This window comes from Photorhabdus kleinii (genome assembly GCF_025384885.1).
Taxonomy (GTDB): Bacteria; Pseudomonadota; Gammaproteobacteria; order Enterobacterales; family Enterobacteriaceae; genus Photorhabdus; species Photorhabdus kayaii.
This window is the reverse complement of record NZ_JAJAFY010000001.1, coordinates 358097-375072: the sequence shown is the minus strand read 5'-3', so window position 1 is coordinate 375072 and position 16976 is coordinate 358097. Positions and strand designations below refer to the sequence as shown.

Sequence of the window (16976 nt, the reverse complement as noted above, 5' to 3'; positions counted from 1 at the left end):
TTTTTAAAGCATAAATTCAATTTAATTTACATGCTTCACACTGTTTCTCTTTCGGTTTATCGTAAGAAGGAAGCTCACCTTCGAAATAGAATGGTTCCATTTCAATTACTTTTTTAATTGCTTTACGACCCAATCCTTCATGAACAGCATTTGTTAATAAGCCATTATCTTGATCGCCGCTCCAAATAAATAAACCACCAAGCCCTTTTTCTTTAACATAACGGCCTTTTTCTCTGACTGAGCGTGGTGTATCTAATGACATAAATACTTTGAGATCTTTATTGTAAAGATAATCAGCTTTCGCCACCGGATCATGGAAAACCGTAAAACCATTACGACCTATTTGATTTTCATAATCAACATAGTTATAGATAATATCTGTCCATTCAATTACGCTGTATTCGAAACTCCCTACTGTGGATGCTCCATCAGTATATTTTCCAACCAGTTGTTCATTATCCTTACTCTCTAACTCCGCAGTTCTGGCATTACGAGTGTAACCCGAATAACCAATATAGATTGATTTTGGATTAATTTTTAAAGAAATAAGATAATTAACTGCATCATCGACTGAATATTTAGAATACTGGTCATCCTTATTGCGATAAAGATTAGTATGATGAGAAAGTTTTCCATCGCCCAATGTAAAGAAATCATAAGTCATTAAGTTGATTTCATTGACACCGGCAGCGATCAATTCTGGAATATTCGCTGCTTTAATTTTTTCTACATCAGCAGAAGCTGCAATACTAATTCCTTTCAAATTACTGATATTTGCACTCTTCAAATCCTTAATAAGCTCAGCAAAGTACTTATAATCATCTTTATCAAATTGATTATTTTCCCCCGCAGAACCAGGATATTCCCAATCAAGATCAATATGGGTTAGCATGGGGAATCTGGTGTATAAATCTTTAACCCCCTCAACAAACCGTTGACGCAGTTTCTCATCACGACAAACTTTATAAAAAGCACCACTCATTGACCAACCGCCAACGCTAACAGAAATTTCCAAATCCGGGTTTTCTTCTTTGAGTAAGCGCAATCCTCCTAATACCCCTTGGGCTTTATCTTGCTGATATAAGTCTACAGGATTGCCCACCCACTGAGTAAAACCACAATTAAGATAGGCTGCAACATCAGCCCAGGGATCAATTGGAATAGGTTTGCCTTCGTGATTCTCAAGAATATCTTGTTCAGCATTCCCCATTTGCCATCCATTTTCACCCGCAGCAGCAATGATAGTTGTTCTTTTCTCTCCAGTGTCACCAATAATACCTGCAAAGCTAAAGATAATTCTCTGAAACGGCTTTCCCTTGTCTTTATCACCCTTAAGGCGCATTAAATCAGCGCCTCTGCCGCCATTCTTTTTAAAATCATCTTCGCTTGCTGTGTCAATAAAACGCGCATCATAAATTGACCAATCAGTTAAATAACAGAAAACACCAAAATCATCCTTCTCCTCATAAATATTAAAAACCGTTTTAGCAAGTCTTGTTGGGGTATAGGATAATGCGCTATCGGCCGTTTTAGGATCAAAACTATTTAACCGATAAGTTTTCTGCGCCGCACCTTCTTCCGAATCCTTAACCTTATATGGATCAGTTTCATACACCAATTGGCTATCTGCTTTTGGTTCATTTTCACTCATATATTACTCCACTAATAGTACAATTATTTTAAACATCAGAGAGTTAAATCATGGCAACCGATGCCAGAATTAAGTAGAGATCTATAAGTATTCAGATTAAAAATCGTTCCTCAGGCATACCTATAACGTATTAAATACAAATAATTACATAGTCTTAACTTATAAAGATCTAAATTTTAAATAACACGATATGTTAGAGTTATGAATACTACTTCTCACAGTAATATCGGTTAAACCTCTTTTTTTCATATACAGATATAAAAATTAATTATCTATTCTCCCCGTTTGCCTATTGACTCAAACAAAATCCAGCTAATTCTGCTCTTTAACCAATTTTTACTATCACTAAACTCTTTTTTTCATGAAACATGATTTACATACTTAATATTACTAAATATATATCATAGCTATGTCATAAAATAATATGATGAGTTATTTGTGACAATAAGATAATAATTTTATTAAAATTAAGTATCCGATATTATCTGATCTCTAACTATTAATTATTTTATGTTACACCGTAACAAAATGTCGCCAAATTAACCTTCAATTTTATCTAGTAATATTAAAATAGAGTTATCTCTTGAATAGATTCTGTGGGAAATTCACTACCTGTAACGTTGATCATTTCAAATTCGAGAAATAACACAGCAAATTAATAAACGCGCCAAAAAATACTTGACACACCAATTTCGTTCCAGTTTACTAGTACACAAGTGAAAACGATATTGTCTTGTATATCATCTAATCAATACTAAAGAGGCACTGAAAATGGCTGTATTTATGGCGTCTATCCGTTGGTGGCATAACTTCCCAGTAAGGGCGGTATGGTCACGCACATAAATCAACAGTGCCAAATTACCAAAACCCGCCTAATCAGCGGGTTTTTTTATATGCATAACTTATTGACAGGACGAAAAAATGACGGATAAACAACCAAAAATCACAGTAATTGAGCAGGAAACCGCTTACCAACCTGATCCTACGCTACTATTCAACCAACTCTGCGGTGAGCGACCAGCAACTTTATTACTAGAATCTGCGGAAATTAACAGCAAAAAAAACTTAAAAAGTCTGCTAATTATCGATAGTGCCTTACGCATCAGTGCCAACGGCAATCAGGTTACTTTTGACGCTTTAACAGAAAATGGCCGAAATTTATTACCCATTTTGGCCAACAAATTTTCCAGCAATATCCAATCTGAAATAACACACAATACTCTTCAAGTGATTTTCCCACCAATCAATCACAATATAGATGAAGATAATCGTCTGAAAGCAGTATCCGTATTTGATGCACTGCGTGCCCTGCTTTCTCTGGCGGAAGAGCCGTCACCATACAATTCGTCAAGCGCAGAAGCGATATTCGTTGGCGGCCTTTTTTCCTACGATCTGGTAGCCGGATTCGAACCATTACCCGCAGTAAAAACCGTTCAACGCTGCCCTGATTTCTGTTTTTATCTCGCAGAAACGCTATTGGTGGTCGACCACCAAAATAAAAATGCACGTTTGCAAATCTCTCTTTTCAGTGATTCTCAAGCAGAGGAGCAACGCCTTAAGCAACGATTGAAAACATTAGCGGCACTCATTACCGAGCCCATTGAGCCAGTACAACAAATCTCTCTGCCAACCATGAAAGTTTCATACAATCGGGATGACAAGACCTATGCAGAAATGGTGGCGCAATTACAACAATACATCCGCCAGGGGGATATCTTTCAGGTAGTGCCATCAAGACGCTTCTTTCTGCCCTGCCCGGCACCGCTTCATGCTTATCAAAAACTTAAGTACCACAATCCAAGTCCCTACATGTTTTTCATGCAGGACAAAGATTTCTGTCTGTTTGGCGCGTCTCCTGAAAGCGCGCTTAAATATGATGCATCCAACCGCCAAATTGAAATCTACCCGATCGCCGGCACACGCCCCCGTGGGCGCAATGCGGCTGGCGAGCTGGATGCGGATCTTGACAGCCGGACCGAACTGGAGATGCGAACAGATCATAAAGAATTAGCCGAACACCTGATGCTGGTCGATTTGGCTCGTAATGACCTGGCCCGCATTTGTGAACCGGGCAGCCGCTATGTCGCGGATCTGACAAAAGTCGATCGCTACTCTTTTGTTATGCATCTGGTCTCCCGCGTCGTGGGGACATTACGCCATGATTTAGACACCTTTCATGCCTATCAAGCTTGTATGAATATGGGTACCCTCACCGGCGCACCGAAAGTACGCGCAATGCAACTTATCGCTCACTATGAAAGCGAACGCCGTGGCAGTTACGGTGGTGCTGTCGGTTATTTCACCGGCAAAGGGGATATGGATAATTGTATCGTTATTCGCTCTGCTTACGTGGAAGACGGTATAGCCACTATTCAGGTTGGCGCAGGTATCGTACTGGATTCCGAACCTTTAGCAGAATCCGAAGAGACTCGTAACAAAGCAAGAGCAGTCATTCGTGCAATTATTGAGGCTCATCAGGCAGAGGAGACTTTCTAATGGCAAATATTCTTCTGCTCGACAACGTGGATTCATTCACCTATAACCTCGTCGATCAATTACGTCATCATGGTCATCAAGTTGTTATCTATCGCAATACGGTTGCAACTGAAATGATTATGCAGCAATTAAGAATACTCTCCTCTCCGCTATTGATGCTTTCACCGGGACCGGGTAAACCATCTGACTCAGGTTGTATGCCTCAATTACTCCAACAAGTCATCGGCAAAATCCCAGTGATCGGCATCTGTCTTGGGCATCAAGCCATTATTGAAGCTTATGGTGGAAAAATTTCTGCTGCTGATGAAATCCTACACGGCAAAGCTTCTCTGGCAAAACACGATAATCAAGCTATGTTCGCTAATCTGGAAAACCCTCTACCCGTTGCCCGTTACCACTCTCTCATGGGTAGCCGAATTCCGTCTGAACTGACTATTTCTGCCCGTTGTGGCGACACCGTTATGGCCGTTCGCCACGATAAACATAAGGTTTGTGGATTTCAATTTCACCCAGAATCAATTCTCACAACTCATGGCGCTAAATTGCTTGAACAAACTCTGGTTTGGGCACTAAATTAAAAGGGAGATGAAAATGCAAGCTATTTTCAATAAATTGTTTAATGCGCAAACACTGACACAACAAGAAAGCCAGCAACTATTTGCCGCCATTATTCAAGGAGAATTAAGTGAACCACAACTCGCTGCTGTACTTATCAGCATGAAATTACGGGGTGAACAACCACAGGAGATTGCCGGTGCAGCCCAAGCATTATTGGCAAATGCCCTGCCATTTCCACGGCCGGATTACACTTTCTGCGATATCGTCGGAACGGGCGGTGATGGTGCGAACAGTATCAATATTTCAACCGCCAGTGCCTTTGTCGCCTCGGCTTGCCATATTAAAATTGCCAAACATGGTAACCGCAGTGTTTCCAGCCAATCAGGTTCTTCTGATTTGCTGGCAGCGTTTGGTATCGCCCTTGACATCAGCGCGGAATGTGCCCGTAGCGCACTGGATGAAATCGGCATCTGTTTCCTATTTGCGCCACATTATCATCAGGGATTCTGTCATGCGATGCCGGTACGTCAACAACTGAAAACACGGACTATATTTAATATATTAGGTCCTTTGATTAACCCGGCACGTCCGCCATTAGCATTAATTGGCGTCTACAGCCCGGAACTCGTTGAACCTATTGCCCGCACCCTACTGGTTCTCGGCTATCAACGGGCAGCGGTTGTACACAGTGGTGGCATGGATGAAGTCTCACTGCATGCACCAACGAAAGTGGCAGAAATTAACGATGGAGAAATTATCCATTATCAATTAAATGCTGAAGATTTTGGTTTACAACGTCATCCAATGTCAGCATTAAAAGGAGGTTCACCAGTGGATAATCGTGAAATGCTCAGTTTATTGTTACAAGGAAGGGGTAAGAAAGCCCATGCTGATGCCGTTGCGGCTAACGTTGCTCTGTTAATGAAAATTCATGGACAGGAAGATTTACGTCATAACACCCAACAAGCTCTCGAAACCATTCACAGTGGCCGAGCTTATGAACGAGTTATAGCACTTGCAACAAGGAGTTAATCATGCAAGCTACCATTTTACAGAAAATTGTTAATGATAAAGCCGAATATCTTATTAATCGTAAACAGCAACAACCATTGGAAAGTTTTATTAATGCTGTTGTTGCCAGCAACCGTCATTTTTATCAGGCACTAAACAGTGAACAGACCGTTTTTATTCTGGAATGTAAAAAGGCATCTCCTTCTAAAGGCGTTATTCGCCAGGATTTTGATCCGATTCAAATAGCAAAAATTTATCAGCCCTATGCAACTGCCATCTCTATATTAACCGATGAAAAATATTTTCAAGGCAACTATGAATTTCTTCGTTTAATCAGTGATACCGTTCACCAACCAGTATTGTGCAAAGATTTTATTATCGATCCTTATCAGGTTTATCTTGCCCGTTATTATCAAGCCGATGCGATTTTGCTGATGCTTTCTGTTCTTGATGATCAGCAATATATTACGCTGTCTGAACTTGCGCATAGCCTGAATATGGGCGTGCTGACTGAAATCAGCTCAGAGGAAGAGCGTGCCAGAGCAGTTGCACTAAAAGCTAAAATTATTGGTATTAATAACCGTGATCTGAGAGATCTTTCTATCGATTTAAACCGTACCAAACAACTTGCGCCACAGTTACCGGAAGAAACCATTGTTATTAGCGAATCGGGTATCCACCAGCATCAACAAATTCGCGAGCTTAGCCATTATGCTAATGGCTTTCTCATTGGCAGTGCTTTGATGGCCCAACCCAATCTGGACTTAGCATTACGTCAACTGATTCTGGGTGAAAATAAAGTCTGTGGATTAACTCGACCACAAGATGCGAAAGTGGCATTACAGGCAGGTGCTGTTTATGGTGGTTTGATATTTGCTGAACATTCACCACGTAAAATTAATATCCAACAGGCCCAACAAATTATCAATGCAGCAAATCTCAAATATGTCGGGGTATTTCAAAATCAATCATCTGCATTCATCAGTCATACCGCTCGTGCCCTTTCTCTGGCTGCGGTGCAATTACATGGTGCCGAAGGCGAAGTTTATATTGCGGAATTACGAAAAACATTGCCTGAAAATTGTCAAATTTGGAAAGCCATTGATATGTCGAAAGATGAATTTCACACCAAAGCCAAAAATGTTGACCGTTATTTACTTGATAACGGCAAAGGCGGAACCGGACAAAGTTTCGATTGGCAATTACTTGAAAAACACTCACTCGCCAACATCATGCTCGCCGGTGGATTGAATGAAGAAAATTGCCAACAAGCAGCAAAATATGGCTGTTGCGGACTTGACTTTAACTCTGGCGTCGAAAGCGCCCCCGGCATCAAAAGCAGTCATAAATTAAATAAAGTGTTTCAGCGACTACGCTGTTACCAATAAACAACAATTTTCCGATTAATGACAATTTTCCAATTAATAACAATGGACAAATAGAATAATGAGTAAGCTTAACCCCTATTTTGGTGATTTCGGTGGACAATTTGTACCGCAGATCCTTATTCCAGCCCTTGAACAATTAGAAGCCGCATTTATTGCCGCTCAGCAAGATCCCGAATTCCAGCAAGAATTTCAAGATCTACTGAAAAATTATGCAGGCAGGCCAACGGCATTAACTTTATGCCGTAATCTGACGAAAGGCACCAAAACTCGCCTTTATCTGAAACGAGAAGATCTATTACACGGCGGTGCCCATAAAACCAATCAGGTACTTGGTCAGGCACTATTGGCAAAACGCATGGGCAAAAACGAAATTATTGCAGAAACCGGCGCGGGTCAACATGGTGTAGCAACCGCCCTCACCTGCGCACTTTTAAATATGAAATGCCGCATTTATATGGGCGCTAAAGATGTGGAGCGCCAATCCCCTAATGTTTTCCGCATGCGTCTGATGGGCGCCGAAGTTATTCCGGTTCACAGCGGCTCCTCCACCTTAAAAGATGCTTGCAATGAAGCGTTACGTGATTGGTCTGGTAGCTATGATAAAGCCCACTATTTATTAGGGACTGCCGCTGGACCACATCCTTATCCGACGATGGTCCGAGAGTTCCAGCGTATGATCGGCGAAGAAGCCAAATCCCAGATTCTGGCAAAAGAGGGACGTCTGCCCGATGCCGTGTTGGCCTGTGTTGGTGGAGGCTCCAATGCCATTGGCATGTTTGCCGAATTTATTCCCGAAACATCGGTCCGCCTGATTGGTATTGAACCTGCCGGGCACGGTATCGAAACCGGTAAACATGGCGCTCCACTGAAACATGGCAAATTGGGTATCTATTTTGGTATGAAATCGCCAATGATGCAGACAGATGAAGGCCAGATTGAAGAGTCTTATTCTATTTCCGCCGGTCTGGATTTCCCTTCCGTTGGCCCTCAACATGCCTATCTGAACAGCATTGGACGGGCTGACTATGTTTCCATCACCGATGATGAAGCATTAGAAGCATTCAAAGCCCTTTCCCGTGAGGAAGGCATTATTCCAGCCCTCGAATCCTCTCATGCGCTGGCTTATGCTTTGAAAATGATTCATCAGGCTCCTGATAAAGAGCAATTACTGATCGTTAACCTATCCGGTCGCGGTGATAAAGACATATTTACTGTCCACGATATTTTAAAATCCAAGGGGGAAATCTAATGGAACGTTACGAGCAGCTATTTAAACAACTGGAAAACCGTAAACAAGGTGCTTTTGTCCCCTTTGTCACCCTAGGTGATCCAACCCCGGAATTATCATTGAAAATTATTGATGCACTGATTATCGGTGGTGCTGATGCTCTTGAGTTAAGTATTCCTTTTTCCGATCCGCTGGCTGACGGCCCGACCATTCAGAATGCTAATCTGCGGGCTTTCTCCTCAAATGTGACTCCCACGCTCTGTTTTGAACTATTAACAAAAATTCGGGCAAAATATCCTGATATTCCTATTGGTTTATTAATGTATGCCAACCTGGTTTTTCATCATGGAATAGATGAGTTCTACCGCCGTTGCAAAGATACGGATATCGATTCGGTATTAGTTGCAGATGTTCCCATGCCAGAATCACGGCCATTCCGTACCGCAGCCATGAAACATGGGATTGCCCCCATTTTTATTTGTCCCCCCGACGCGGAAGATGAACTATTACGTGAAATTGCTTCTTATGGCCGCGGATATACCTACTTATTATCAAGAGCAGGAGTGACCGGTATAGAAAGACGAGGTGAAAAACCGTTAAATCATCTAGTCAATAAACTACGGGAATATCATGCTGCACCACCGTTACAGGGATTTGGCATTTCAGAACCTAATCAGGTAAAAGGAACATTAGCGAGTGGCGCAGCGGGAGCCATTTCCGGATCGGCCGTCGTTAAAATTATTGAACAAAATCTTTCTCAGCCAGAAACAATGCTGGGAAAACTGGCTGAATTTGTATCAAAAATGAAGTCTGCCACTCAACTGTAATGTAAAAAATATAGTATAAAAATGGGGCAGAACCTGCCCCATTTTTATATACCTTTCATAGCAAACAGCCATGTCAAACAAACACAGCTCTTATCAGAAGTGATAACCGGCACTAAACATAAATACCCACGGATCAATCCGGGTATCGATTTTATGATGCTGGTCACCCGCTTTAAATTTCACATCCGTTTCAATATTTACCCACCACACAGAGGCATTTATCATCCAGTTCTGATCTAACTCATAATCCAGACCAACGTGACCGGCAACACCCCAAGAATCTTTCAGATCCAGACTATGCAAATTACCATCTTTAACGGCATCATTACCATTAAACTTTTCATTAAAGAAAGTCGTGTAGTTTAGACCAATACCGACATAGGGGCGAAATTGATTTTCTTTAGAACCGAAATAGTATTGCGCCATTAATGTCGGCGGCAAACTTTTTATTTTAGCAATATTCCCGACACCCGGTAAACTTACTCGGTTCTGGAAAGGTGTCCCTGCTAGTAATTCAACACCAATATTATCGGTAATCATATAACCAAAAGTCAAACCCATCTGGGTATTATTATCCGCACTAAGAGATCCCAAACCTAACACATTATCAGAGCCAGTATTGGGTCTGACTGTTGCACTACCTGCGCGGAAAATAAAGTCACCCGCTTCATGAGCAAAAGCGAATGATGGTGCTAACGTTGCCGCTGCTAATACAAATGCAGAAATTTTTTTCATTATTCATCCCATTCCTGTGATTTAAAGTCAATCAAAATATACTCATATATTAGAAATCATGATCCAAGACAGATCACATCTTTCAAAGAATTTCAGCAAAACCGCATATTTATAATATTATTATTTCAATTTGGAATTATTTTAAATTGATCAAAATCAAAGTTTATTTATTATTAATCAGTTGGAAATTTTTTGTTTATATACCCATTCAGATGTTTTATCTTTCCTCTTATTATATTTCCATTATGTTTTAATAAGGTTAATTTTATGTTTATTTTTATCTTAAAAATATAATGTGAAGAATTTTTTTCTGTCATCAACAATCACAACTAACCATTAATTTATCCGCATCATCTCGTTTCTACTATCCACGTTTCCCCATAACAAGGTACAATCACCCCCTATGCATTGTTGTTTAACCTGATAGGAGCTGTCTTCATGCCAATCACGGCGAATACCCTGTACCGTGACAGTTTTAACTTTTTCAAGAATCAACTGTTAAGTACCCTGACCCTGGCCGTTCTGGCGGCTCTGGTTACCACCTTATTGGGGCACCTGTTTATTCCTGACAGCGAACAGATGAAGTTGCTGACAGAAGCAGAATTCACGTTTGCCACCTCAGGCAAGGCCGGTATTCAGGAGCTGGTGTCTCAAATGACCCCAGAGCAACAGTCAATGATCATGCGTGCGGGAATCGGAACCATTTTCTCAAGTATGATTGGTAGCGTGCTACTGGTTGGTGGTGTATTGACGCTGGTTGCGGCGGTTTCAGCGGGAAATCGTATCTCTTCATTACAGGCAATGGGTTTATCAGCAAGCCAATTACCGAAACTGTTCCTGTTACTGCTTATCTGCACCCTGCTAATTCAACTTGGCTTGATGCTTATGTTGGTACCAGGCATTATTTTGTCTATCGCACTGGCTTTATCACCCGTGATTATGACTACCGAGCGTCACGGCGTTTTTGCTTCCATGAAAATAAGCTGGAAACTGGCATTTGCCAATATTCGCTTGCTGGTTCCGGCAATTCTTTTATGGCTGACCGCTAAGCTCTTGCTGGCGTTTATTATTGACCGTCTAACATTCATTCACAGTGAGATGGCAGGCATCACTCTTGGTGTATTTAATAACCTCATCTCAGCCATTTTGCTGATTTACCTGTTCCGGTTGTATATGCTGATTACCTCTTCACAACAAAAATCAATATAAAATAGCGATTCAAATATACCTAATAGATTTCGAGTTGCAGCGCGGCGGCAAGTGAACGAATCCCCAGGAGCATGGATAACGATGTGACTGGGGTGAGTGAAAATAGCCAACAAAGCAGCAGCTTGAAAGATGAAGGGTATAAAACCCCATGGCAATAAAACTATGGGATAAACAGAATAAGCTAGTGATAGCTGGATTGAGCTAAAATGCAAAAAAATTCCCTGTTTTTTCAACAGGGAATTTTATAGAAAGGAGAGCTAATTAAATATCAATTAGCGAATTTCGGTTAGAATCGATAGCCGACACCAACTACCCAAGTACCTACTTTAGTGTCATCCAGTTTTGAATATTCATAGGATGTATCAATAGTCCAATTTGGCATAGGATTAAACTGTAATCCTAAACCATAAGCAACTGATGTCTTATTACTTTTATAGCCACGGTCATGACCCAGAACAGAAACCTCACCCTTAACCTTTCCATGTGCAGCACCAATTAAACCGTATGCACTAACATAGTCATTAAAACGATATATAGGTCCCGCCATCAGAGAATAATAATCCAGCTCAGACTTACCTACCTTGCTACTATTAATATATAAATCGTTATCCAAATGGGTATACGTGAATGAACCAATAACACCCAAATTACTATCCAGCTCGTAGCGGTACTTCAAGTTGAAGCCCTTTGGATTACCGTCAAGTGGGTTACTATCAAAAGGGTTACCAGCTAAATTCTTACTATCAAACTTTACATGACTCTGAGCATAACCACCCGAAATCGTACTTTCACCGGCATTTGCCGCAAATGCGAATACAGATAAACCTGCTGCCACCACTGAAGCTACCAATGCTCTTTTCATTGAAAATCCCTAACGTTGTATAAAATATAGAAAAGATTAATTATGGGGCGCAATTATTTATCAGCAACCAATAGAAAACAACTCAATCCCGTTTTTTGTTAAGTTTCCGTTTAACAAGATAAGGCAATGACTGCTTTCCATCCTGAACAAGATAATCTTTCCATCTTAATCGGATATTTTTTGTACTTATTAGCATTTCATCACTTCACTATTGAGATAAAAGCAAAAAAATTCCCTGTCTTACAACAGGGAATTTTGTCTAGAATAGATAGTGATAACTAATAAAGGAATAATCTTCAGATTACATGGCTAAACATGGACTAGCAATTTCAACTAAATACTAAATAGATATATGGACACTAAACCAACACAAATCTACAACTGGCAAAGTAGTCACAACATATATCCTGTTTCAATAATCCCTGATGAAAATCCGTACTCTCTATCCTCATTATTTCGACAGCCTTTAAATCAACCATCTAACAAGCTAACAGAGAGTTGGTTCTAACATTAATTTATTATCTTCAGTCACTTAATTGGATTTTTCAAATCACAAAAACTAGACTGAATTCCCTTTAAAGGAACGACTACATTGGAAACACTATTTAAAATCGATAACCCGCACCAATTACCCAAGTGCCTATTTTATAGTCACCTACTTTCGAATATTCATAAGATGCATCAATAACCCAATTTGGCATAGGGTTAAACTGCAATCCTAAACCATAAGCAGCAGAGGTCTTACTCTCTTTATATTCAACATCATAGCCCAACACAGCAGCATTACCCTTTGCCTTTTCCTTTCCGTGTGCAGCACCAACCAAACCATATACACTTACGTACTCATTAAAGCGATATGTAGGACCTGCCATTAAAGAATAATAATCTAAATCACCAGTGCCAATCTTTCTACTACCATAATAGTAATTATAACCCTGATGTGTCAGGGTGAATGAGCCAATAACACCAAAATTATTATCCAGCTCGTAACGATATTTCAGGTTAAAACCTTTTGGGTTTTCATCAAGCTTTTCACCATCAACCTTCACATGACTCTGAGCATAGCCGCCAGAAATCGAACTTTCTCCAGCATTTGCTGCAAATGTGAATACAGATAAACCAACTGCCACCGCTGAGGCTATCAATGCCTTTTTCATTGGAACGTCCTAAATAGTTATTGTACAAGTAATAATGATTTTGCTTTGTTAAAATATACTTATCAAAAAACAAAATGTAACGTGGTATTAAATACGTAATACTTCAATCACATTGTTTTTTAACAAGAAATATTAATGAAAGGCAGGGATTTAGGATCTGATATCTCAAATTAATAGAAAAGCAGTGGTCAATAATCACACGTGCGAAAATTAAAAACTATTTTTTTAATATAATTTCATATATGACTACTTTATTTATCGTATTCATTTGCTAATACCAATAATTCTATTACAAATGAACTATAGCTTAACAATTGTTCAATCAGACCTCACAGTAATAAAACTATGAGGCTGAAAGTCATAAACAAGTTTGCGTTGTATTAACTTACGTTGTATTAAATTTGCTATTTCAAGCTGCTATATTTTTAGCCCCACAAGATGACATAACTCTTTCACTGATTTCCTGCTCAATTTTTATTTCAAAATCAGTAAACAGCGCCTTTGGTTTTACGCTTCTATTACTTTTTTCCAGCGTTACAAAACCATGTTGGCTAAGCGTCTTTAATGTCACTGACAGATTGCTTGGTTTCCTTCCTGATAAATTAGCCAGCTCCGCGATTGTCTCTGGTTTGTGCTCATCTATAAGACGCAGAAGCGCAATATTATCACTGCTAAGTACTTGAGCAAGAGCAATCATGGAAGTAAACCAGATTTTAGGCTCTAAATTATTATCTTTTAGCGTAATTAGAGTACCATTCAGGCTTACTTTGAATCATTCGTACCGCAAAATAGAGATCGGGCGCCACAATCAGATCGTCATCGCTACTTTGCAGTTTATTCTGTTTTATCCAACGGGTAAGTTCTGTCCGACGACCGGCGAGCACCAATGTGATATCTCTTACTTTCAATTCACTAATCAACTCATCAATAGCAGCAAATACACTGACATCATCATGGGTAAAACTAACAGCCGCATCGACAACCAGCCAACCCGGACGTTTTTGCGTTTTGTTAATTTTTTGAATTCTGTCAACATGCTGTAGTACCCGTTTTTTAAAATAGCTAACATTGAAATAAGTCAATGGCGAGTTAAATCGGTACATCATCACACCATCTATTGGTTTAATATCATTGCCATGATTAATCGAATGAATCATTCCTTGGTCATTTACCCCCAAGAGCTGATCTGTCGGGCGGAATATAATTCGCAAAAACTGTAATAAACCAAGCAGAACAGCGAAACCAACACCGTTAATCAAACCAACCACCAGCACAGCAATCAACGTAAACAGTGATAAAGTAAATGCCTGATGATTTCGTTTCCTCAGTGACCAAATCCGCCGTAAATCCAACAGTGACGATGCTGAATAAATCAGTACTACACCAAGAGATGACAATGGGATATAAGCCAGGAAACGGGTCATAAATAACAAAACCAGCAAAATAATAGTCGCTGCAATAACAGAGACCAATTGCGTTTTCCCACCAATCGCATCATTAACCGCAGTACGACTGCTGGCAGCACTGACAGCAAATCCTTGTGATAAAGCAGAAGCAATGTTCGCAATGCCTAAGGCCCTAAGTTCACAATCTGCATCAATCTGATAACCATTTTTACTGGCGAAGCTACGGGCCGTCATCATGAAACTGACAAAACTGATAACAGCAAGGTTCAAAGATGGGATAACTAGCTCACGCATAATGCCTGGCTGGAAATCGGGCATTGGCACAACAGGTAATCCCCCACCACTGACACTGCCAACAATCTGAATGCCATATTTTTCCAGATCAAATTGCCAGCTTATATAAGTCGCTAATACCATTGCCAACAAAGGCCCCGGCCAAGTCGGACGCAAGAAACGCACCGTGAGCAAAATCAATACTATAGCAACAGACATTGCTAACGTCGGTAAATGTGTACTCATGAGCTTGACAGGTAATGCGATCACCCGTTCAATCAATCCCGCCGGAACGCCAGCAAAACCAAAGACTTTAGCTAGCTGATCCACAATGATTGTCAATGCAACACCGTTCATTAATCCTTTCAGGATCGGTTTGGAAAGAAAATCAGCAAACGCGCCTAATCGGAAATGACTGGCGAGAACACACCATATCCCGGTCATTAAGGTCATGACGATCGTGAGCTGCCAGCGTACATCTTCATTATCAAAAACCAATGGCGCGACAGCCGCTGCAATAACGGCACACGTTGCGGCATCTGGCCCGACAATCAGCTGTCTTGAAGTACCAAATAGTGCATAAGCGAACATGGGTAAAATGCATGCATAAAGACCAATAATTGCATTTATTCCCATCAATTCGGCGTAAGCAATAGCAACTGGCAGAGCAACTGCGGCGACAGAAAGCCCAGCTCTTAAATCATGACTAAACCATTCCTTACGATAATGAGAAAAATTACCCAACCCTGGCATCCAACGCTGTAGTTTTTTCCACTGCATCTGGTTTATGCCCTCTTATTTTTCAACGGGTTTTCGTTATAATGCTGCGTTATATGTTCACTGACAACCGGAAGTTAATTACGCCGCTCTTTATGGTAAAATTGTGCGAAACCGATCGATAAAAACCTTTTTTATTGATAGATATACCCTATGGATTTCAAGATGCATCGCGACGGCAAGGGAGCGAATCCCCGGGAGCATAGCAAACTATATGACCGGGGTGAGTGAGTGCAGCCAACAAAGAGGCAACTTGAAAGATAACGGGTATAAAACCATACTGTTGCTGCTAGTCCATTCAATGACTAAAACCGGATGATAATCAAATGCCGGAATTACAATAGGTTCAAATATGAAACAACTTTTAGACTTTCTACCTCTAGTCGTCTTTTTTGTCGTATACAAAATGTATGACATTTTCTACGCTTCCGGGGCGTTGATCGCCGCCACCGGTTTAGCTGTCGCTATTACTTATTCCATCTACCGGAAAGTAGAGAAAGCCTCCCTGATCACGTTTATCATGGTTGCTGTTTTCGGTACGTTAACTTTAGCTTTCCATAGTGATCTATTTATTAAATGGAAAGTCACTGTAATCTATGCATTATTCGCATTAGCTTTGCTAGGCAGCCAGTGGTTTATGAAAAAACCACTCATTCAGAAAATGCTAGGAAAAGAGTTAATTTTACCCGATCTTGTTTGGAATAAGCTCAATATGGCATGGGCGCTGTTTTTTACAGCCTGTGCGCTAGCTAATATTTATGTCGCATTCTGGTTACCACAAGATGTCTGGGTTAACTTTAAAGTATTTGGTCTGACTGCCCTGACTCTGGTTTTCACCGTGCTCAGTGTAGTATATATTTACCGTCACCTGCCACGCGAACAGAAGTAACCTTATTCAAATGGATACCTGCCTGCTATCGTCTGTAGGCAGGTATTGTTTTTTCATCAAATAAAGTAAAGTTTTCAATGACACAACAACAATTACCTAACGGAGAGTTAGTCCTCCGCACACTGGCTATGCCCGCTGATACCAACGCCAATGGAGATATTTTTGGTGGATGGTTAATGTCACAAATGGATATTGGTGGTGCAATTCTGGCAAAAGAAATTGCGGAAGGCCGTGTTGTCACTGTCAGAGTAGATGGTATTACTTTCCTGAAACCTGTTGCCGTTGGTGATGTCGTCTGCTGCTATGCGCATTGTCTCAAAACCGGTAACAGTTCGATTACCATCAACATCGAAGTCTGGGTGAAGAAAGTCGCCTCTGAACCTGTCGGCCAACGCTATCGTGCAACCGAAGCGGTATTCACTTATGTTGCGGTTAATGAAGATAATACCTCACGTCGGTTACCAGAAGGTAAAACTCAGTTCCAACTCGCTAGCAGTACTAGCGAATAA

Annotated in this window: 15 protein-coding genes and 1 other annotated feature; of the genes, 9 read left to right on the top strand and 6 right to left on the bottom strand. The window is 40.6% G+C overall.

Annotation, left to right across the window (positions count from 1 at the left end; translation table 11 throughout):
* Positions 1-16 precede the first annotated feature (16 nt).
* Positions 17-1651, bottom strand: a complete 1635-nt coding sequence (locus tag LG003_RS01735; protein ID WP_262980035.1) for a glycoside hydrolase family 18 protein — start codon at positions 1649-1651, stop codon at positions 17-19.
* A gap of 792 nt (positions 1652-2443) precedes the next feature.
* Positions 2444-2544, top strand: a sequence feature (Trp leader region).
* A 28-nt stretch (positions 2545-2572) separates the two neighbouring features.
* On the opposite strand from LG003_RS01735, the gene LG003_RS01730 reads away from it, so the two are divergent.
* From LG003_RS01730 to trpA, 6 genes are read left to right on the top strand one after another with little or no spacing between them, the layout of a single operon-like run.
* Complete coding sequence (locus LG003_RS01730) at positions 2573-4147, top strand: anthranilate synthase component 1 (RefSeq protein WP_262980034.1); 1575 nt, start codon at positions 2573-2575, stop codon at positions 4145-4147.
* The gene (locus LG003_RS01725) at positions 4147-4725 is read left to right on the top strand and encodes a glutamine amidotransferase-related protein (protein WP_262980033.1); all 579 of its coding nucleotides are present in this window, start codon (positions 4147-4149) and stop codon (positions 4723-4725) included. Before LG003_RS01730 ends, LG003_RS01725 begins: the two co-directional genes overlap by 1 nt.
* A 13-nt stretch (positions 4726-4738) precedes the next feature.
* Entirely contained in the window at positions 4739-5737 is a 999-nt protein-coding gene (trpD, locus tag LG003_RS01720) for an anthranilate phosphoribosyltransferase (protein WP_262980032.1), read from the top strand.
* Between the two features lie 2 nt (positions 5738-5739).
* Positions 5740-7104, top strand: a complete 1365-nt coding sequence (gene trpCF / locus LG003_RS01715; protein WP_262980031.1) for a bifunctional indole-3-glycerol-phosphate synthase TrpC/phosphoribosylanthranilate isomerase TrpF — start codon at positions 5740-5742, stop codon at positions 7102-7104.
* 58 nt (positions 7105-7162) lie between these two features.
* The gene (gene trpB / locus LG003_RS01710; RefSeq protein WP_262980030.1) at positions 7163-8353 is read left to right on the top strand and encodes a tryptophan synthase subunit beta; all 1191 of its coding nucleotides are present in this window, start codon (positions 7163-7165) and stop codon (positions 8351-8353) included.
* A complete protein-coding gene (gene trpA, locus LG003_RS01705) occupies positions 8353-9159 on the top strand; it encodes a tryptophan synthase subunit alpha (RefSeq protein ID WP_262980029.1) in 807 nt (268 codons plus the stop codon). Before trpB ends, trpA begins: the two co-directional genes overlap by 1 nt.
* Positions 9160-9252: 93 nt before the next feature.
* Here the strand turns inward: trpA and ompW are convergent, their stop codons facing one another.
* On the bottom strand, positions 9253-9894 hold the full coding sequence (gene ompW, locus LG003_RS01700) for an outer membrane protein OmpW (protein ID WP_112875886.1): 642 nt from the start codon (positions 9892-9894) through the stop codon (positions 9253-9255).
* A 438-nt stretch (positions 9895-10332) separates the two neighbouring features.
* Between ompW and LG003_RS01695 the strand changes: the two genes are divergently transcribed.
* Positions 10333-11103 carry a YciC family protein gene (locus tag LG003_RS01695; protein WP_262980028.1) on the top strand — a complete coding sequence of 257 codons (771 nt, stop codon included), beginning with the start codon at positions 10333-10335 and terminating at the stop codon, positions 11101-11103.
* A gap of 286 nt (positions 11104-11389) precedes the next feature.
* On the opposite strand, the gene LG003_RS01690 is transcribed toward LG003_RS01695, so the two are convergent.
* From LG003_RS01690 to LG003_RS01675, 4 genes are all read right to left on the bottom strand, one after another.
* Entirely contained in the window at positions 11390-11965 is a 576-nt protein-coding gene (locus tag LG003_RS01690) for an Ail/Lom family outer membrane beta-barrel protein (protein ID WP_262980027.1), read from the bottom strand.
* 605 nt (positions 11966-12570) lie between these two features.
* Complete coding sequence (locus tag LG003_RS01685) at positions 12571-13122, bottom strand: Ail/Lom family outer membrane beta-barrel protein (protein ID WP_112875883.1); 552 nt, start codon at positions 13120-13122, stop codon at positions 12571-12573.
* 409 nt (positions 13123-13531) lie between these two features.
* A complete protein-coding gene (locus LG003_RS01680; protein WP_445260522.1) occupies positions 13532-13834 on the bottom strand; it encodes an HVO_A0114 family putative DNA-binding protein in 303 nt (100 codons plus the stop codon).
* A 16-nt stretch (positions 13835-13850) separates the two neighbouring features.
* Entirely contained in the window at positions 13851-15581 is a 1731-nt protein-coding gene (locus LG003_RS01675) for a SulP family inorganic anion transporter (protein WP_262980026.1), read from the bottom strand.
* A gap of 349 nt (positions 15582-15930) precedes the next feature.
* Between LG003_RS01675 and LG003_RS01670 the strand changes: the two genes are divergently transcribed.
* The gene (locus tag LG003_RS01670; RefSeq protein ID WP_112875880.1) at positions 15931-16467 is read left to right on the top strand and encodes a septation protein A; all 537 of its coding nucleotides are present in this window, start codon (positions 15931-15933) and stop codon (positions 16465-16467) included.
* A gap of 77 nt (positions 16468-16544) precedes the next feature.
* Positions 16545-16976, top strand: coding sequence for an acyl-CoA thioester hydrolase YciA (gene yciA, locus LG003_RS01665; protein ID WP_112875879.1), 432 nt, complete (start codon positions 16545-16547; stop codon positions 16974-16976).